The sequence below is a fragment of the Variovorax sp. GW460-12-1-14-LB1 genome (assembly GCF_059423605.1).
In genome coordinates, this window is record NZ_JBWKYF010000104.1 from 1 (window position 1) to 17,444 (window position 17,444).

16 protein-coding genes are annotated in these 17,444 nt (G+C 67.5%); 9 read left to right on the forward strand and 7 right to left on the reverse strand.

Annotated features, from left to right (window positions below; genetic code table 11):
• Positions 1-22 precede the first annotated feature (22 nt).
• Entirely contained in the window at positions 23-1,012 is a 990-nt protein-coding gene (locus tag AC07Y4_RS30410) for a Bug family tripartite tricarboxylate transporter substrate binding protein (protein WP_487847488.1), read from the forward strand.
• Between the two features lie 110 nt (positions 1,013-1,122).
• Here the strand turns inward: AC07Y4_RS30410 and AC07Y4_RS30415 are convergent, their stop codons facing one another.
• Genes AC07Y4_RS30415 through AC07Y4_RS30430 form a run of 4 tightly spaced genes read right to left on the reverse strand, consistent with a single transcriptional unit; the run spans position 1,123 to position 3,484 of the window.
• Entirely contained in the window at positions 1,123-1,380 is a 258-nt protein-coding gene (locus AC07Y4_RS30415; protein ID WP_487847489.1) for a hypothetical protein, read from the reverse strand.
• A 16-nt stretch (positions 1,381-1,396) separates the two neighbouring features.
• Positions 1,397-2,170 carry an SDR family NAD(P)-dependent oxidoreductase gene (locus AC07Y4_RS30420; protein WP_487847490.1) on the reverse strand — a complete coding sequence of 258 codons (774 nt, stop codon included), beginning with the start codon at positions 2,168-2,170 and terminating at the stop codon, positions 1,397-1,399.
• A 58-nt stretch (positions 2,171-2,228) separates the two neighbouring features.
• Positions 2,229-2,708: a hypothetical protein gene (locus tag AC07Y4_RS30425; protein ID WP_062473882.1), complete on the reverse strand. Its 480-nt coding sequence runs from the start codon at positions 2,706-2,708 to the stop codon at positions 2,229-2,231.
• A gap of 11 nt (positions 2,709-2,719) precedes the next feature.
• Complete coding sequence (locus tag AC07Y4_RS30430; protein WP_062473884.1) at positions 2,720-3,484, reverse strand: Crp/Fnr family transcriptional regulator; 765 nt, start codon at positions 3,482-3,484, stop codon at positions 2,720-2,722.
• An 84-nt stretch (positions 3,485-3,568) separates the two neighbouring features.
• Here AC07Y4_RS30430 and AC07Y4_RS30435 point away from each other — a divergent pair, with 84 nt between their 5' ends.
• The 7 genes from AC07Y4_RS30435 to AC07Y4_RS30465 all read left to right on the forward strand — a co-directional run bounded on the left by AC07Y4_RS30435 (position 3,569) and on the right by AC07Y4_RS30465 (position 12,000).
• The gene (locus AC07Y4_RS30435) at positions 3,569-5,533 is read left to right on the forward strand and encodes an AMP-dependent synthetase/ligase (protein ID WP_487847491.1); all 1,965 of its coding nucleotides are present in this window, start codon (positions 3,569-3,571) and stop codon (positions 5,531-5,533) included.
• Entirely contained in the window at positions 5,530-6,315 is a 786-nt protein-coding gene (locus AC07Y4_RS30440) for an ABC transporter ATP-binding protein (protein ID WP_062473888.1), read from the forward strand. The genes AC07Y4_RS30435 and AC07Y4_RS30440 overlap by 4 nt, the downstream gene beginning before the upstream one ends.
• A gap of 2 nt (positions 6,316-6,317) precedes the next feature.
• Complete coding sequence (locus tag AC07Y4_RS30445; protein ID WP_070062998.1) at positions 6,318-7,247, forward strand: branched-chain amino acid ABC transporter permease; 930 nt, start codon at positions 6,318-6,320, stop codon at positions 7,245-7,247.
• Between the two features lie 96 nt (positions 7,248-7,343).
• Entirely contained in the window at positions 7,344-8,408 is a 1,065-nt protein-coding gene (locus AC07Y4_RS30450) for a branched-chain amino acid ABC transporter permease (RefSeq protein WP_062473892.1), read from the forward strand.
• Positions 8,409-8,476: 68 nt separating this feature from the next.
• Positions 8,477-9,808, forward strand: a complete 1,332-nt coding sequence (locus AC07Y4_RS30455) for an ABC transporter substrate-binding protein (protein ID WP_369645526.1) — start codon at positions 8,477-8,479, stop codon at positions 9,806-9,808.
• Between the two features lie 85 nt (positions 9,809-9,893).
• Positions 9,894-10,706 (forward strand): ABC transporter ATP-binding protein, encoded by an 813-nt coding sequence (locus AC07Y4_RS30460; RefSeq protein WP_062473897.1) that lies wholly within the window; start codon positions 9,894-9,896, stop codon positions 10,704-10,706.
• A 46-nt stretch (positions 10,707-10,752) separates the two neighbouring features.
• Positions 10,753-12,000, forward strand: a complete 1,248-nt coding sequence (locus tag AC07Y4_RS30465) for a phenylacetate--CoA ligase family protein (RefSeq protein ID WP_487847493.1) — start codon at positions 10,753-10,755, stop codon at positions 11,998-12,000.
• Here AC07Y4_RS30465 and AC07Y4_RS30470 read toward each other — a convergent pair.
• The gene (locus tag AC07Y4_RS30470) at positions 11,991-12,944 is read right to left on the reverse strand and encodes a hypothetical protein (RefSeq protein WP_139700820.1); all 954 of its coding nucleotides are present in this window, start codon (positions 12,942-12,944) and stop codon (positions 11,991-11,993) included. The genes AC07Y4_RS30465 and AC07Y4_RS30470 overlap by 10 nt on opposite strands.
• 16 nt (positions 12,945-12,960) lie before the next feature.
• On the reverse strand, positions 12,961-14,145 hold the full coding sequence (locus tag AC07Y4_RS30475) for a M48 family metalloprotease (RefSeq protein ID WP_487847494.1): 1,185 nt from the start codon (positions 14,143-14,145) through the stop codon (positions 12,961-12,963).
• 204 nt (positions 14,146-14,349) lie between these two features.
• Here AC07Y4_RS30475 and AC07Y4_RS30480 point away from each other — a divergent pair, with 204 nt between their 5' ends.
• Positions 14,350-15,324, forward strand: a complete 975-nt coding sequence (locus tag AC07Y4_RS30480) for a tripartite tricarboxylate transporter substrate-binding protein (RefSeq protein ID WP_139700556.1) — start codon at positions 14,350-14,352, stop codon at positions 15,322-15,324.
• A gap of 80 nt (positions 15,325-15,404) precedes the next feature.
• Here AC07Y4_RS30480 and AC07Y4_RS30485 read toward each other — a convergent pair.
• The coding region (locus AC07Y4_RS30485; RefSeq protein WP_495275528.1) for a carboxypeptidase regulatory-like domain-containing protein at positions 15,405-17,444 on the reverse strand (2,040 nt) is incomplete at its 5' end.

Below are 17,444 nucleotides of genomic sequence, written 5' to 3' on the forward strand. Positions count from 1 at the left end.
CCCAGAACGAGACAATGCCCCCATGACCCCATCGAACTTCCTCCGTCCGCTGGCCTTCGCGCTGGCCTTCACCGCCGTGGCGGCCACCGCCCCGGCCCACGCCCAGACCGCCGCCTACCCTGCCAAGCCCATCCGCATGGTCGTGCCCTTCCCGCCCGGCGGCGGCACCGACATCCTGGCGCGCCTGGTCGCGCAAAAGCTCACCGAGGCCAACCACTGGACCGTGGTGCCCGACAACCGCGCGGGCGCCGGCGGCACCATCGGCATCGCCGAGGCCGCGCGCGCCACGCCCACGGGCTACGACATCGTGATGGGCCAGAAGGACAACATGGTCGTCGCGCCCTGGCTCTACAAGAGCCTGAGCTACAACCCGGTGAAGGACCTCACGGCCGTGGCCCACGTGGCCTACACGCCCGTGGTGATCGTCACGCAGGCCAACTCCAAGTTCAAGACGCTGGACGACGTGGTGAAGGCCGCGCGCGCCGCGCCCGACACCATCACCTACGGCTCGCCGGGCAATGGCACCACCATCCACCTGGCCGGCGAGATCTTCAACGGCGCCGCCAAGATCAAGATGCGCCACGTGCCCTACAAGGGCTCCAACGCGGCCATGATGGACGTGCTCGCGGGCAACGTCGACCTGATGGTGTCGTCGGTGCCCTCGGCCATGGCGCAGATCAAGGCCGGCAAGCTGCGCCCGCTGGCGGTCACCTCCGCCAAGCGCAGCACCTCGCTGCCCGACACGCCCACCGTGGCCGAGCTGGGCTACAAGGACTTCGACGTGAGCACCTGGTACGGCGTCTTCGTGCCGGCCGGCACGCCCAAGGACATCGTCACGACGCTGAATGCGGCGGTCAACAAGCTGCTGGCCACGCCCGAAATGAAGGCGGCCATCATTGCCCAGGGCGCGGAGCCGCAGAGCATGACGCCGGAGCAGTTCGCCGCGCTGCTGAAGACCGACTACGAGAAGTGGAAGGGGATCGTGCAGGCCTCGGGCGCGACGATCGAGTAAGAGGGGTTTTCACCAGGAACACCGCGGAACCGGCTTTGCCGGGCCGCTGGTGTTGCCCCCGGCAGGGGGTTGGCGAAGCGACACGAAGTGCGCGAAGCCTGGGGGTGAGCTCAATCAGGCACGAACTTGGCGTTGAAGATCTCGACGTCCGCCGCGTCCTCGAACGTCGCCACCTGCCCCATCTTCCCGTCGCTCATGCGGCAGGCCGAGAACAGGCTGTAGCGGCCCTTGAAATAGAACTCGTCCATCACGATCAGCGCGTACGGGTACGGCACGAACACCTGGTGCTCGAAGACGATGCGGTGCACGTTCCTCGGCGACGGGAAGAGCTTGTATTCGAGCGTGTCGATGGACTTTGCGGTGGCCATGATGTGGTCGCTGCGTTCAGGCCGGGTCGCGCACGTCGGCCACGGGGTTGCTGCCGAAGTCCGCGCGCGCCAGGTAGGCGAGCACCTTGGCCGCCGCGCTCTGGGGGCTGTCGAGCCGGCCTTCTTCCTTCATGCTCACGAAGCGCGTGCGGTCCGGGAACTGTTCGGCCGAAGCGCCGCGCAGCTGCACCTGCATGTCGGTGTCGATGATGCCGGGCGCCAGCGACACGATGCGCGCGCCGTTCGGCGCATGCACCTCTTCGAGCGCCACGGCGCGCGAGAAATGGTCCATGCCGGCCTTGGCCGCGCAGTACGGCGCCTGGCTGCCCAGGGCGTTGCGGCCCAGGCCCGACGAGATGTTCAGCACCTTGCGTGCGCCGCGCCATTCGCGCGTGCCGCCCAGGAAAGCGGCCGTGAGCAGCATCGGCGCCTCGAGCCCGATGCGCAGCGCCTGGGCCAGCTCGGCCGGCACGGCGCGCGACAGCGGCGCGGGGTTGCCGACGGTGCCGGCGTTGTTGATGAGCGTGACGCTGTCGAAGCGCTGGCCGTCCAGCGTGCGCAGCCAGTCCGACAGGCGCGCCGCGGCGGCGACCGGGTCGGACAGGTCCTGCTCCCATTGCGTCAGTTCGGCGCCGCCGGCCTTGGGGGCTTCGGCCAGTTCGGGCGAGGACTTGCGCGCAATGCCGAGCACCGTGTGGCCGGCCTGCAGCAGCTGTTCGGCCATGGCGCGGCCCAGGCCGCGCGAGGCGCCGGTGATGACGGTGAGGTGGGAAGAGGCGGAGGTGGTCATGGTGGTGTAGGGGCAGGAGAAGGCCGCAAGGCTAAGGGATATCGAAAGGCCGCGCGCGTCAGCCGGTACGGAACTGGGCGCGCAGGAAGTTGCGATGCCGGGCGATGTGCTGCAGCTGCGCCGGTGCGATGGAGCCGCCGAGGTCGACTTCATCCGCGCCGTTGAGCACCGCGTTGGCGTTCGCCATGGCGCGCGCCACGACCTCTTCCTCGCTCACACCGAGCTGCGCCGCCAGGTCGAGCGCAACGCGGCGCATGGCACGCTGCGACAGCATCCACATCGCGCCGAAGCGGTCCCAGGCCAGCGCGGCTTCTTCCGACTTCTCGCGGTCGGCCAGGATGTCCTTGAGCGGGCGCGCCAGGATCTCGTTGAGCGCGTCGATCTGTTCGCCCAAGGCCTCGGCGCGGTCGATGGCCTCTTCGAGCGTCGGGCCGTCGTCTTCCTCGTTGCGGGCCTGCGTGGCCTGTTGCTGCTGCGGCGGCAGAAAGCTCGCCTGGGCGTCGGCGGGCACGATCTGCAGGTGGTCGGAGAGGGCCATGTTTTTATCTTTCAGTTCGAAGTGCTGTTGTTCTTGCGGCTGGACATCGCGGTGGCGCGCAGGCCCGGCAGGTCGAGCACGCGCAGGCCACCGTACTCCACGCGGATCAGCCCCTGCGCCGACAGCGCATTGAGCGCCTCGTTCACGCGCTGGCGCGACAGGCCGACAAGGTACGCCAGTTCCTGCTGCGTGATGCGCAAGACCTCGCCCACCCCGGGGTACAGCACCGGGTTGAACAGCGACACCAGGTTGCGCGCCACGCGTGCGTCGGGGTTGTTCAGGCGGTCGATCTCCAGCGCCGCGATGAACTGGCCCAGCCGCTCGTTGAGCTGGTTCATCACGAAGCGGTTGAAGCCGATGGAGTGGTCCAGCAGCCAGTGGAAGCTCTCGATCGGCAGCCCCGCCACGAGGCTGCGGCGCAGCGCCTGGATGTTGTAGCGGTAGGGCTCGCGCTTCATCACCGTGCCCTCGCCGAACCAGCCGCCGGGCGGCACGCCGGTGTAGGTGACCGAGCCACCGTCGGCGTTGTCGTTGCTCATCTTCAGCAGGCCCTCGACCACGCCGAACCAGTAGGTGGGCGAACGCCCGACGCGGCACACCAGGTCGCCGGGCTCGGCCTCGCCCACCACGAGCGTGGCCTCGGCGCGGCGGCGCTCGGCGGGCGTGAGCGTGGGCAGCCACGGAATACCGTCGAGTTCAGCGGCATTGGCAGGGCGCACGCGGTCCTTGATGGAACCGCCGAGCACGTTCTGTGGGTTGAGGTTGCCAGGAGGCATCGGGAAACTCCGGGGAGTAGTGTCCCTAGGATTGTCGTTGGAACGACAACCGGGCGTCAAAGTGGGACCTACGATCCGGCCACTGTGCAAACCACCGCCCCCACCTTCCCCCGTCTGCTGCTCGCGCATGCCGAGGCCCGTCCCGAGGCTCCCGCCGTGCGCGAAAAAGACCTTGGCATCTGGCAAACCTGGACCTGGAACGCCGTGGCGCAGGAAGTGCGCGAGATGGCCTGCGGTCTGGCAAGCCTTGGCTTCAAGGCCTTCGACAACCTTGCGATCGTCGGCGCCAACCGGCCGCACCTGTACATGGCCGTGCTCGCCGCGCAAAGCCTGCGCGGCGTGCCCGTGCCGCTGTACCAGGACGCGGTCGCCAGCGAGATGGTCTTCATGCTGAACGACGCGAGCATCGAGTTCGTGATCGTCGAAGACCAGGAGCAGGTCGACAAGCTGCTCGAATGCCGCGAGCTGCAGCAAGGCCAGGAGGGCCAGCAGCAGGGCATCCGCCACATCATCTACGACGACCCCAAGGGCCTGCGCCACTACGAGCAGCCGGGGCTCATGAGCTACGAGCAGCTGCGCGAGCTGGGCCGGGCCTTCGACAAGGCCAACGCCGGCTACTACGACCGCGCCGTGGCCAGCGGCGAAGCCACCGACGTCGGCGTGATCCTCTACACCTCGGGCACCACCGGCCGCCCCAAGGGCGTGTGCCAGACGCACGCCAGCTTCATCGCGGCGGGCCGCGGCGGCGTGGAGACCGACAAGCTCGGCCCCGGCGACAACATCATGAGCTACCTGCCGATGGCGTGGGTGGGCGACCACCTGTTCTCGGTGGCGCAGTGGCTGGTGGGCGGCTTCACGCTCAACTGCCCCGAGTCGGCCGAGACGGTGATGAACGACATGCGCGAGATCGGCCCGAGCTACTACTTCGGCCCGCCGCGCACCTTCGAAGGCCTGCTCACGGCCGTGTCGATCCGCATGGAAGACGCGGCCGCGCCCAAGCGCTGGCTGTATGCGAAGTTCATGGCGCTGGCGCAGCGCGTGGGCGCCGACATCCTGAACGGCGCACCGGTGAGCACCGGCGACCGCTTCATGTACAGCCTGGGCAACCTGCTCATCTACGGCCCGCTGCGCAACGTGCTGGGCATGAGCCGCATCCGCGTGGCCTACACGGCCGGCGCGGCCATCGGGCCCGACCTGTTCCGCTTCTACCGCTCCATCGGCGTGAACCTCAAGCAGTTCTACGGCCAGACCGAGACCTGCGCCTACGTGTGCCTGCAGCAGGACGGCAAGGTCAAGTTGCAGACCGTGGGCACGGCGGCGCCGGGCATCGAACTGAAGATCGCCGACGACGGCGAGGTGCTGGTGCGCGGCGTGTCGGTGCTCAAGGAGTACTACAAGCGCCCCGACGCCACCGCCGAGGTGCTCGACGCCAACGGCTACTTCCACACCGGCGACGCGGGCGTGCTCGACAGCGAAGGCCACCTGCGCATCATCGACCGCGCCAAGGACGTGGGCCGGCTCGTGGGCGGCGCGATCTTTGCGCCCAACTACATCGAGAACAAGCTCAAGTTCTTCCCGCAGATCAAGGAGGCCGTGTGCTTCGGCAACGGCCGCGACGAGGTCTGCGCCTTCATCAACATCGACTTCGAGGCGGTCGGCAACTGGGCCGAGCGCCGCGGCCTGGCCTACGGCGGCTATGTGGACCTGGCCGGCAAGCCCGAGGTGCTGACGCTGGTGGCCGAGTGCATCGCCAAGGTCAACGCCGACCTCGCGGCCGAGGACGGCATGGGCGAGACGCAGATCGCGCGCTTCCTCGTGCTGCACAAGGAGCTCGACCCCGACGACGACGAGCTGACCCGCACGCGCAAGGTGCGCCGCGGCTTCATCGCCGAGAAATACGCCGTGCTGGTCGATGCGCTGTACGGCGGCAAGACCTCGCAGTACATCGAGACCCAGGTCAAGTTCGAGGACGGACGCACGGGGGTTGTCAGCGCCACGCTGAAGATCAACGACGCCAAGACCTTCCCCATCGTGAAGGCCGCCGCATGAGCAACCGGAAAATTGGCGACGTCATCCTCGACGTCCAGAACATCAGCCTGAGCTTCGGCGGCGTGAAGGCGCTGACCGACATCAGCTTCAACGTGCGCGAGCACGAGGTGCGGGCCATCATCGGCCCCAACGGCGCGGGCAAGAGCTCGATGCTGAACTGCATCAACGGCGTGTACTGGCCGCAGCAGGGCTCCATCACCTTCCGCGGCCAGACCTTCAAGCACATGAACTCTCGCCAGGTGGCCGAGATGGGCGTGGCGCGCACCTTCCAGAACCTGGCGCTGTTCAAGGGCATGAGCGTGCTCGACAACATCATGACCGGGCGCAACCTCAAGATGAAGAGCGGCCTGTTCGCACAGGCGCTGCGCTGGGGCCCGGCCGAACGCGAAGAGCTGCAGCACCGCGAGTTCGTCGAGCACATCATCGACTTCCTGGAAATCCAGGCGCACCGCAAGACGCCGGTGGGCCGCCTGCCCTACGGCCTGCAAAAGCGCGTCGACCTCGGCCGCGCGCTGGCGATGGAGCCGCAGGTGCTGCTGCTGGACGAGCCCATGGCCGGCATGAACGTCGAAGAGAAGCAGGACATGAGCCGCTTCATCCTCGACGTGAACGACGAGTTCGGCGCGACCATCGTGCTCATCGAGCACGACATGGGCGTGGTGATGGACATCTCCGACCGCGTGGTGGTGCTGGACTACGGCAAGAAGATCGGCGACGGCACGCCGGATGAAGTTCGGAACAACGAAGACGTGATCCGGGCGTACCTCGGCGTGGAGCATTGACCATGGGATTTTTCCTCGAAACCCTTTTCGGCGGCCTCATGGTCGGCATGCTGTATTCGCTGATCGCGATCGGCTTCGTGCTGATCTACAAGGCCTCGGGCGTCTTCAACTTCGCGCAGGGCGCGATGGTGCTGTTCGCGGCGCTGGCCATGGCGCGCTTCGCCGAGTGGTTCCCGCAGTGGTTCGGCTTCCAGAGCCAGATCCTCGCGAACATCCTGGCCTTCATCGCGGCCATGGCCGTGATGATCGTGGTGGCCTGGCTCATCGAACGGCTGGCGCTGAGCAAGCTGGTGAACCAGGAAGGCATCACGCTGCTGATGGCCACGCTGGGCATCGCCTACTTTCTGGACGGCGTGGGCCAGACGATCTTCGGCAACGACATCTACAAGATCGACGTGGGCATGCCCAAGGAACCGCTGATGGTGCTCGAAGGCACCTTCCAGGGCGGCCTGCTGCTGAGCCAGGAAGACCTGATCGCCGCGCTGGTGTCCGCCGCGCTGGTGGTGGTGCTGGCGATCTTCTTCCAGAAGACCGCCACGGGCCGTGCGCTGCGCGCGGTGGCCGACGACCACCAGGCCGCGCAATCGATCGGCATTCCGCTGTCGCGCATCTGGGTGATCGTGTGGTCGGTGGCCGGCTTCTCGGCACTGGTGGCCGGGATCATCTGGGGCTCCAAGCTCGGCGTGCAGTTCTCGCTCTCGCTGGTGGCGCTCAAAGCTCTGCCGGTGGTGATCCTCGGCGGGCTGACCTCGATCCCCGGCGCCATCATCGGCGGCCTGTTGATCGGTGTCGGCGAGAAGCTGTCTGAAATCTATCTCGGCCCCATGCTCGGTGGCGGCATCGAGATCTGGTTTGCCTATGTCCTCGCGCTGGTCTTCCTGCTGGTTCGTCCGCAGGGTCTGTTCGGCGAAAAAATTATTGATCGCGTATGAAATACGAGATCAACAATTTTTCGGTGGAGGCTAACTTGCGCAGCAAGTTAAGCGAAGCGGGCCGTAGCCAAAAAATCATCGATCGGGTCTGAGCACATGTTCTACAGAGAAAACGGCCAGTTCAAGTCGAGCTACCGCGCCGACCAACAGATCTTCCCGATCGCGCAGGACCGCCTGGCGATCCTGGTGCTGCTGCTCGTGGCGTTCGTCGTGGTGCCGATGGGCGTGTCCGACTACTGGATGCGCGCCATCCTCACGCCCTTCCTGATCCTGTCGCTGGCGGCGCTCGGCCTGAACATCCTGGTCGGCTACTGCGGTCAGATCTCGCTGGGCACCGGCGCCTTCATGGCGGTGGGCGCCTACGCGGCCTACAACTTCCAGGTGCGCATCGACGGCATGCCGCTCATCGCCTCGCTGCTGCTGGGCGGGCTGTGCGCGACGGTGATCGGCGTGCTGTTCGGCATTCCGAGCCTGCGCATCAAGGGCCTGTACCTGGCGGTGGCCACGCTGGCCGCGCAGTTCTTCACCGACTGGGCCTTCCTGCGCATCCAGTGGTTCACCAACAACTCGTCCTCGGGCTCGGTGAGCGTGGCGGGGCTGAACGTGTTCGGCGTGCCGATCGAGTCGCCGGTACAGAAGTACCTGTTCTGCCTGATCTTCGTGGTGGTGTTCGCACTGCTCGCCAAGAACCTCGTGCGCAGCGCCATCGGCCGCGAATGGATGGCGATGCGCGACATGGACGTGGCCGCCGCGGTGATCGGCATCCGCCCGGTGTACGCCAAGCTCACGGCCTTCGCGGTGAGCAGCTTCATCGTCGGCGTGGCCGGCGCGCTGTGGGGCTTCATTCACCTCGGTGCCTGGGAGCCGGCGGCGTTCAGCATCGACCGTTCGTTCCAGCTGCTGTTCATGGTGATCATCGGCGGACTCGGCTCGATCATGGGCAGCTTCTTCGGCGCCGCCTTCATCGTGCTGCTGCCGCTCTTCCTGAACCAGTTGCCGGGGTGGCTGGGCTTCTCGATCTCGACCGCGCTGGCCTCGCACCTGGAGACCATGATCTTCGGCGCGCTGATCGTGTTCTTCCTGATCGTGGAGCCGCACGGCCTGGCGCGGCTGTGGTCCACGGCCAAGGAAAAGCTGCGGCTGTGGCCCTTCCCGCACTGACAGGTTCTGGTTCGTTGTTGTTCGTTCGTAAAAACCCGGCACCGAGGTGCCCACAAAAGGAGACAGGCATGACACTGAAATCGCTCGCTCTGACCGCCGCCCTGGTGGCCAGCACCCTCGGCGCGGCCTTCGCGCCTTCGATCGCGCAGGCCCAGGCCAAGGAACAGTTCTTCCCGCTGCTGGTGTACCGCACCGGCCCCTACGCGCCCAACGGCACGCCCTGGGCCAACGGCAAGCAGGACTACATCAAGTACATCAACGCCACCGGCGGCATCAACGGCGTGAAGATCACGTACGAGGAATGCGAAACCGGCTACGCCACCGACAAGGGCGTGGAATGCTACGAGCGCCTGAAGGGCCGCCCGGGCGTGACGCTTTTCGACCCGCAGGCCACCGGCATCACCTTCGCGCTGACCGACAAGGTGCCCACCGACAAGATCCCGCTCATCACGCTGGGCTACGGCCTGTCGGCCTCGCAGGACGGCGGCGTGTTCAAGTGGAACTTCCCGCTCATGGGCTCCTACTGGACCGCGGCCGACATCCTGATCCAGCACATCGGCAAAAAAGAAGGCGGCATGGACAAGCTCAAGGGCAAGAAGATCGCCCTCGTGTACCACGACTCGCCGTTCGGCAAGGAGCCGATCCCGCTGCTGCAGGAGCGCGCCAAGCAGAACGGCTTCGAACTGTCGCTCATTCCCGTGACCGCACCGGGCGTGGAACAGAAGTCGGCCTGGCTGCAGGTGCGCCAGTCGCGTCCGGACTTCGTGCTGCTGTGGGGCTGGGGCGTGATGAACTCCACCGCCCTGAAGGAAGCCGTGGCCACGGGCTACCCGCGCGAGAAGATGTACGGCGTGTGGTGGGCCGGCGCCGAACCCGACGTGAAGGACGTGGGCGCCAACGCCAAGGGCTACAACGCGCTGGCGCTGAACACCTCGGGCACGCAGCCCAAGGTGATCCAGGACATCCTCAAGCAGGTGCACGACAAGGGCCAGGGCACGGGTCCGAAGGACGAAGTGGGCTCGGTGCTCTACACGCGCGGCGTGATCATCCAGATGCTGACCATCGAGGCCGTGCGGCGTGCGCAGGAGCGCTTCGGCAAGGGCAAGGTCATGACCGGCGAGCAGGTGCGCTGGGGCATGGAGAACCTCGCACTCGACCAGAAGAAGCTGGACGCACTGGGCTTCTCGGGCGTGATGCGCCCGGTGAGCACCTCGTGCCAGGACCACATGGGCTCGACCTGGGCGCGCGTGCACACCTGGGACGGCGCCAAGTGGGGCGGCATGTCCGACTGGTACGAGGCCGACAGCCAGATCATCAAGCCGATGGTGAAGGCGGCTGCCGACAAGTACGCGGGCGAGAAGAAGCTGACGCGCCGCGAAGCCGCGGACTGCCAATCCTGATGCACTGAGTGCCGTGGCGGCTCGCAAGAGCCGCCATTCGCAAGGACGGCGATGTGCCGTTCTTGCGAATGCTTCGGACCACACCATGAGCGAACCCAAGATCCTTCTCAACGTCAACGGCATCGAGGTCATCTACAACCACGTGATCCTCGTGCTCAAGGGCGTGTCGCTGACCGTGCCCGAAAGCGGCATCGTCGCGCTGCTCGGCGGCAACGGCGCCGGCAAGACGACCACGCTGCGCGCCGTGAGCAACCTGCTCGCGGGCGAACGCGGCGCCGTGACCAAGGGCACCATCGAGCTGCGCGGCGAGCGCATCGAGGCGCTGTCGCCGGCCGAGCTGGTCAAGCGCGGGCTGATCCAGGTGATGGAAGGCCGCCACTGCTTCGCCCACCTGACCATCGAAGAGAACCTGATGACCGGCGCCTACACGCGCACCGACGGCAAGGCCTCGGTGCAGGAGACGCTGGAGAAGGTCTACGCGTATTTCCCGCGCCTGAAGACGCGCCGCACCTCGCAGGCGGCCTACACCTCGGGCGGCGAGCAGCAGATGTGCGCCATCGGCCGCGCACTGATGGCCAACCCGACCATGGTGCTGCTGGACGAGCCCTCGATGGGCCTGGCCCCGCAGATCGTGGAAGAGGTGTTCGAGATCGTGAAAGACCTGAACACCAAGGAAAAAGTGACCTTCCTGCTGGCCGAGCAGAACACCAACATGGCGCTGCGCTACGCCGACTACGGCTACATCCTGGAGAACGGCCGCATCGTGATGGACGGCGAGGCCAAGAGCCTGCGCGAGAACGAGGACGTGAAGGAGTTCTACCTCGGCGTGGGCGGCGCGGACCGCAAGAGCTTCCGCGACGTCAAAAGCTACAAACGCCGCAAGCGTTGGCTGGCCTGAAGTACCCACCCCAGAGCGACCGAATCGATAGACGAAGGGTACGGACATGAACGACCACTACGACCAACTGGAAATCCGCGACCCCGCCGAACGCGAACGTGACCTGCTGGCCGCACTGCCCAAGCAGATCGCCCAGGCCCAGACCGCCTCCCCCGCTTTCACGAAGATCCTCGACGGCGTGAAGCCCGGCGACGTCACCTCGCGCGAAGCGCTCGCGAAGCTGCCCGTCACCCGCAAGTCGGAACTGCTCGAACTGCAGAAGGCACGCCGCGCCGACGACCCCTTCGGCGGCTTTGCGTCGATCGTGCGCGGGCCGCGCATGCCGCGCATCTTCGCAAGCCCCGGCACCATCTACGAACCCGAGGGCGAGGCACGCGACTACTGGCGCACCGCGCGGGCGCTGCATGCGGCGGGCTTTCGCAGCGGCGAGCTGATCCACAACAGCTTCAGCTACCACATGACGCCGGCCGGCTCGATCATGGAAAGCGGCGCGCATGCCATGGGCTGCACCATCTTCGCGGGCGGCACGGGCCAGACCGAGCAGCAGCTCGAAGCCATCGTCGACCTCAAGCCCGACGGCTACGCGGGCACGCCGAGCTTCCTGAAGATCCTGCTGGAGAAGGCCGAGGAAAAGGGCCAGAAGCTGCCGTGGTTCACCAAGGCGCTGGTGTCCGGCGAGGCCTTTCCGCCCAGCCTGCACGACTGGATCGCCGCGCACGGCGTGCAGGGCATCCAGTGCTACGCGACCGCAGACCTGGGCCTCATCGCCTACGAAACCAGCGCGCGCCAGGGCCTGGTGATCGACGAGGGCGTGCTGGTCGAGATCGTGCGCCCCGGCACCGGCGACCCGGTGCCCGACGGCGAGGTGGGCGAGATCGTGGTCACCACCTTCAACCCCGACTACCCGCTGGTGCGCTTCGGCACCGGCGATCTCTCGGCCGTGCTCGCGGGCACCTGCCCCACGGGCCGCACCAACAAGCGCATCAAGGGCTGGCTCGGCCGCGCCGACCAGACCACCAAGGTGCGCGGCATGTTCGTGCACCCCTCGCAGGTCGCCGAGGTCGTGCGGCGCTTTCCCGAGATCGTGCGCGCGCGGCTCGTGGTGTCGGGCGAGATGGGCGACGACCAGATGACCTTCAAGCTGGAATGCGCCGGCGCCCCGGCCGGGCTCGACGCACGCATTGCCGACGCGGTGCGCGAAGTGACCAAGCTGCGCGGCACCATCGAACTGGTGGCGCCGGGCACCCTGCCGAACGACGGCAAGGTGATCGAGGACGCGCGCAGCTACAAGTAGGGGCGGTACAGGCGGCGGGTGATGAAGCGCGTGAGCAGCACGGTCAGTAAGGGGTAGAGCGGTACGAGCGCGGCCAGCAGGATGACCAGGTCGCCGACACCGGCCATGCTGGTCTGGGACGGCTCCAGCAACCCCAGTCCCGCGAGGATGACGGCAGCGCAGCCCGCCAGCACCAGCACAAAGGCCAGCACCGACGCGGCCACGGCCCGGAAGGGCCGGACCCGTGTGGGGAGCGGGCCACGGCCGATGCCGAGCCACGCGCCCCAGAACGCCAGCGCAAAGACCAACAACGGCGGCGCGACCCAGCTCAGGAAGGGCGCCACGCGGTCCATGGTCCTCATGGCCTCGTGCCACGGGTCCGTGACCATCGCGCACCAAATCTGGATCGACGCGGACACGGCGGCGATCAACAGCGCTACCGTGGCCCGACCCGGCGATGCGCTCGCAGGCGCCACGGCGTCGGCATCGCCCGCATCGAACGACGCGGCCGATGCCTGAGTGCCCTGCCTCAGCGCAAGCCAGGTTGCCAGCCACACGCTCAGCACCAGCATCGCCAGTTGCACCAGCCGACCGCCCGGCATGTAGAGCAACCCCAGCCCGTAGAGCCACGGGCTCAGCACGAAGTAGTCCAGCACCCGCACGATGAGATAGGCCCCGGCATGACGCACACGCGGGCCGCGCAGCTGCGCCAGGCGCGCACCGCCACGCACCTCCAATGCCTGGCGCGCATGGCTCCAGGCCAGTGCCGCCGCCAGCACCCAGGACATTGCGAGGTTGGCCGCCATGCCCGCCCACACGTCCAGGCCATAGCCCTCGTGCCCCGAGCCGGGCCACAACTGCCTGCCGAAGTGGACCCCCACGATGGCCGCTTCGACCGCCACGGTGATGAGCGCGAAGTCGCGCGGCAGGCGCCACGCGTTTGCGATGGAAGCGGGAGACGTCATCAGGGCCAATGCCCGGCTACTTCTTGCAGCTCGCCGGCAACGCCTTGTCCTTCAACCCCTCCCCCGCGCTGCAATGCCACGCAATGCCCCGGTCGGTCGACGACGGCTCCATGCGCAGCGTGCCCTTGGTCGTGGCCACCTCCACCACCATGCTGTCGGGGTCGAGCGTGAGGGTCGCGCCGTTGGGCAGGTTCTCCGGCAGGCCGACGGCGGCCAGGGTGTCGGGGATCTCGGCCTTTTCTTCATAGTGGCGCGTGAGCGCGTTGCGCACCGGCGCGCCCTCGGCCCAGGCCTGCGCGACGACGGCGCGGGTCTGGTACTCCTGGTAGGCGGGGATGGCTGCAGCCGCCATGACGCCGATGACAGCCACCACGATCAGCACACCCGCTGCGCCGCCACCCGCGCGCCCGGCGTAGGGCACGAAGAGCGCGAGCAGGTACGCCACCGGGTTGCGCTCGGGCAGCTTGGCGCCCGGGTCGATGGCGCGGGCGACGCGCTTGGTGAGCCAGGGGTAGCCGCCGATGAGTTCGTGGAACGAGCCCCAGAAGCCGCGGTTGCCGGCCGACTGGGCGGCGTAGCGCTGCAGGTTCACGTTGCGCCACTGCTGCGCGCCGGCGGCCAGCGCCACCAGCGCGCGCGGTGCGGAGTCGACCTCGCGGCAGCAGGCGGCGCCGTGCAGGTCGCAGGTGTATTCCTTGGCGCGCGCATAGGCCGCGCCCAGGAGCGGCAGCCAGAGCACGGGCGCGCGCCAGATGTGGCCCGTGAGGTGGCCGCGGCGGATGTGGCCCAGCTCGTGGCCCATGTAGAAATGGATGCCGTCGGGCTGCGCCTCCATGGCGTCGACCACGTCGGACAGCAGCACCACGAAGTTGCGGCCGAAAAAGCGCGTGGCAAAGGCGTTGAACATGCCGTCGCCGTGCAGCAGGTAGGCCTCGGGCGGCTGCGCGATGCCCAGGCGGGTACAGCAGTCGACGAAGCGCGCGTGCAGCTCGGGCAGCTGCTGGGGCGACAGCTTCACGCCCGTGCCCTTGATCCAGGCGATGACCGCCGACTGCGCGAACACGTAGCCGATGAAGCCCAGCAGCACGTACAGCAGCGCAATGCCCAGCGTGCCGACGACGATCAGCGTCCAGGCCAGCAGGCCCAGAACGAGCGTGAGTTTGCCGAGCCAGCGCTCGCGCGGATAGACCCAGGGATCCATTGGTTTCTTCTCCTCGATGCCGCCCGTCGGGCTGGCCTGTTTGTGGTTGTGGTCACCCCGGCGCGGGTGCGCGGGACGGGCGTGATCATGCCCCAGCATGGGGCGAAAACGGTGACATTCCTAAGGGCTATTCGGTATGGGTCAGCCCCCGGTCAGCCGATAAGATCGCGACCCTTTCCATTTAAAAACTCCGTCGGAGACATCATGAAGAAACTGTTTGCCCTCGCGGCGATTGCCGCGGCCGCCGTCGGCGCACACGCCCAGGATTTCCCCGCAGGCAAGCCCGTGACGCTGGTGGTGCCTTTCTCGGCCGGCGGCCCGACCGACCGCGTGGCCCGCGACCTGGCCGAATCGCTGCAGAAGACGCTGGGCACGACGATCATCGTGGACAACACCGCCGGCGCCGGCAGCTCGATCGGCACCGCCAAGGTGGCGCGCGCCAACCCCGACGGCTACACGCTGCTGCTGAACCACATCGGCATGTCGACGATGCCGGCGCTGTACCGCAAGCTGCCGTTCAACGTCGAGAACGACTTCGAATACCTCGGCATGGTCAATGAAGTGCCGATGACGCTCATCGGCAAGCCCGGCCTGCCCGCCAACAACTACAAGGAACTGACGACCTGGATCAATGCCAACAAGGGCAAGATCAACCTGGGCAACGCCGGCCTGGGCGCCGCCTCGCACCTGTGCGGCCTGCTGTTCCAGAGCGCGCTGAAGATCGAGATGACGCCCGTGCCGTACAAGGGCACCGCACCGGCCATCGCCGACCTGCTGGGCGGCCAGATCGACCTGCTGTGCGACCAGACCACCAACACCACGTCGCAGATCGAGGCCAAGAAAGTCAAGGCCTACGCCGTGACCACCGCCAAGCGCCTGACCACGCCCGCGCTGAAAGACCTGCCCACGCTCGACGAGTCGGGCCTGAAGGGCTTCGAAGTGTCGATCTGGCACGGCGTGTACGCCCCCAAGGGCACGCCCGCACCGGTGCTGAAGAAGATCAACGAGGCCATCAAGGCCGCCATGAAGGACCCGGCGTTCATCAAGCGCGAAGAAGGCCTGGGCGCCGTGATCACCACCGACAAGCGCGTCGAGCCGGCAGAACACAAGAAGTTCGTCGCGGCTGAAATCGCCAAGTGGGGCCCGATCATCAAGGCCGCCGGCGTGTACGCTGACTGATCCTTTCGATCTCCCATAGAAAAAGCCGCCGACCCGAAAGGGGCGGCGGCTTTTTTCATGCGGTGACAGCAGGAAAGGAATCAGGGAGGCGAGTAGGTCCACGCCTCGAAGTTCTTGCGCACATCGACCTGGCGCGCGGTGCGTGCCGTGAAGATGAAGCTGCTGACCGACGAGCCCTGCGCGTATTGGTAAGCGTTGTTGCCGACGCTCACGCAGTGGTTGTCGCTCGGCGAGTTCACCGGCTGGCAGTAGATGACGGCCTTGCGCGCCGAGGTGCGCACGGTGATCGAGTCGGTGAAGCGGTTGTTGTTCGGGCCACGGCCGGCCACCAGGAAGGTGGTCGGGGCGTAGGCGCCGCTGGGCACGGCCCAGCCGTCGAGGTTGCCCTCGGCGCTGAAGTCGATGTTGTTGGCACTGGGGTCGGACGGCACCGGCGCGCCGAACACGATGCCGCGCGGAACGCCGTCGATTTCCTGCATCAGCTCGGCGCGCAGGGCCGGCGTGATTTCCACGGTCGGCAGTTGCACGGCCTCGGCGAGGGTCGGCGCGCGCGAGAAGGTGCGCACGTACTGCACCGGGTTGGTCCCGCCGGCCGCCAGGAAGAACTCGAGCTTCCAGACCGCCTGGTCGGGAATGGCGCTCAGCTGCGTGTCGTCGAACTGCGGCGCTGCGAAGAGATTGCCGGGCTCGACGCTGCTCGGGTTGCCGCCTTGCGCCGGGTCCACGTAGCGCGCGGCCATGCGCCACAGCGAGGAGTTCAGCGCGCCGTTGGCGGTACCGTCGGTGGTGAGCACCAGGGTGGTCAGCCCGGCCCGGGGCACGAGGACCAGCTCGCGGCCGGGCAGCGCGGACGAGGTGGCCACCACCTTCGTGAAGATCGAGTCGCCGTTGCCGTCGAGCACGTTGTCCACTGACACGTTGTAGCCCGCGGCGTGGTACTTCAGGTTCGCGTGCTTGAGGAAGTCCTTCAGCTCCTGCTGCGGGCGCACGGCGGCGCGGTAGGCGTTGCTGTTGCCGGTGAGCTTGAGCGCGCCATTCACGATCCTGGCGTTGAACACGTCGTTGTCGGTGTTGCCCACGCTGTCGGTCCAGCGGTAGGTGAGCGCGATGTCGCCGCCCGGGTGGAAGTATTCGAAGTTGCCGCGGTCGTGCTTCAGGTTCGTGGGGCCGAAACGGAACAGGCTTTCGAAAGGCCGGCGCGGGCCGCTCGACGCGCGCCCGATGTGCAGGCCGGCCGCGACGAAGCTGGCCGGGTCGTCGCCCACGAACAGCGTGCGGCAGGCCGGCGCGACCACGTTGGCGGCCTCGCCAAAGGCATTGCCGTCGGAGCCGATGGTGCTGTCCACGCGCTCGTTCAGCGGCAGCGCGTAGCAGGCGTTGAGGCGGTCCAGCAGGTCCTTGACCATCGCCGGCGTGGGCGGCTGCACGAGGGCCGCGGCATCGACCGCGGGCAGCGGCGCGATGCTGCTCTCTCCGGTGCGAAAGACGATGGACACCGGCGCGCTCTCTTCGCTCGCGGGCTGCGCCTTGACGGTGATCTCGATGTTGGCGGCCGTGCCGTCGGGGCGCACCGAGACGTTCAGCGTGTCGAGCACGCGGTCCTGTCCCGTGCCGTTGGCCTGGAAGGTGCCGCTCATCGGGTCGATGCTGGTGTTGAGCGCGTCCAGCAGCGGCTTGAGCGCGGCCACGAGCTTGGCCACCTGGTCGCTGATGGCGCCCGGTGTGACGGCGCCAGCATCGGCCTGCTCCGCGGCGGCGAGCTTGGAGGGGTCGCCGTTGGGCGCCAGCTGCGCCACCACCACGGTGGTCAGCGGCGTGACGTTGGTGGTGCCGGTGGCGGTGCTGGCGGTGGTGCTGTAGAGCGTGAGGTCGTCGCGCACGGCCTGGATCACCAGCGGTGCCTTGGTGCCCGCGGGCAGCACGCAGCTGTAGGTGCCTTCGGCCGGCACGGTCACTTCGCAGACCTTGGCGCCGGTCTGGTCGAACACGGTGAGCGCGGCGCCGGCAAAGGCCGCGCCGGTGGCCACGGTGCCGCTCAGCGTGCCGGGCGATTCGGCGGCGGGCGGGGTGCCGCCGTTGCCCGTGCCGACGGGAAACGCGAAACCACCGCCGCCTCCGCC

What these genes read in the sequence shown, in the direction of transcription:
- AC07Y4_RS30465 (WP_487847493.1), top strand. Translation starts at nt 10,753, where the DNA reads ATGAACGACCACTACGACCAACTGGAAATCCGCGACCCCGCCGAACGC.
- AC07Y4_RS30420 (WP_487847490.1), bottom strand. Translation starts at nt 2,170, where the DNA reads ATGACCACCTCCGCCTCTTCCCACCTCACCGTCATCACCGGCGCCTCG.
- AC07Y4_RS30450 (WP_062473892.1), top strand. Translation starts at nt 7,344, where the DNA reads ATGTTCTACAGAGAAAACGGCCAGTTCAAGTCGAGCTACCGCGCCGAC.
- AC07Y4_RS30410 (WP_487847488.1), top strand. Translation starts at nt 23, where the DNA reads ATGACCCCATCGAACTTCCTCCGTCCGCTGGCCTTCGCGCTGGCCTTC.
- AC07Y4_RS30480 (WP_139700556.1), top strand. Translation starts at nt 14,350, where the DNA reads ATGAAGAAACTGTTTGCCCTCGCGGCGATTGCCGCGGCCGCCGTCGGC.
- AC07Y4_RS30415 (WP_487847489.1), bottom strand. Translation starts at nt 1,380, where the DNA reads ATGGCCACCGCAAAGTCCATCGACACGCTCGAATACAAGCTCTTCCCG.
- AC07Y4_RS30470 (WP_139700820.1), bottom strand. Translation starts at nt 12,944, where the DNA reads ATGACGTCTCCCGCTTCCATCGCAAACGCGTGGCGCCTGCCGCGCGAC.
- AC07Y4_RS30430 (WP_062473884.1), bottom strand. Translation starts at nt 3,484, where the DNA reads ATGCCTCCTGGCAACCTCAACCCACAGAACGTGCTCGGCGGTTCCATC.
- AC07Y4_RS30425 (WP_062473882.1), bottom strand. Translation starts at nt 2,708, where the DNA reads ATGGCCCTCTCCGACCACCTGCAGATCGTGCCCGCCGACGCCCAGGCG.
- AC07Y4_RS30445 (WP_070062998.1), top strand. Translation starts at nt 6,318, where the DNA reads ATGGGATTTTTCCTCGAAACCCTTTTCGGCGGCCTCATGGTCGGCATG.
- AC07Y4_RS30475 (WP_487847494.1), bottom strand. Translation starts at nt 14,145, where the DNA reads ATGGATCCCTGGGTCTATCCGCGCGAGCGCTGGCTCGGCAAACTCACG.
- AC07Y4_RS30455 (WP_369645526.1), top strand. Translation starts at nt 8,477, where the DNA reads ATGACACTGAAATCGCTCGCTCTGACCGCCGCCCTGGTGGCCAGCACC.
- AC07Y4_RS30440 (WP_062473888.1), top strand. Translation starts at nt 5,530, where the DNA reads ATGAGCAACCGGAAAATTGGCGACGTCATCCTCGACGTCCAGAACATC.
- AC07Y4_RS30460 (WP_062473897.1), top strand. Translation starts at nt 9,894, where the DNA reads ATGAGCGAACCCAAGATCCTTCTCAACGTCAACGGCATCGAGGTCATC.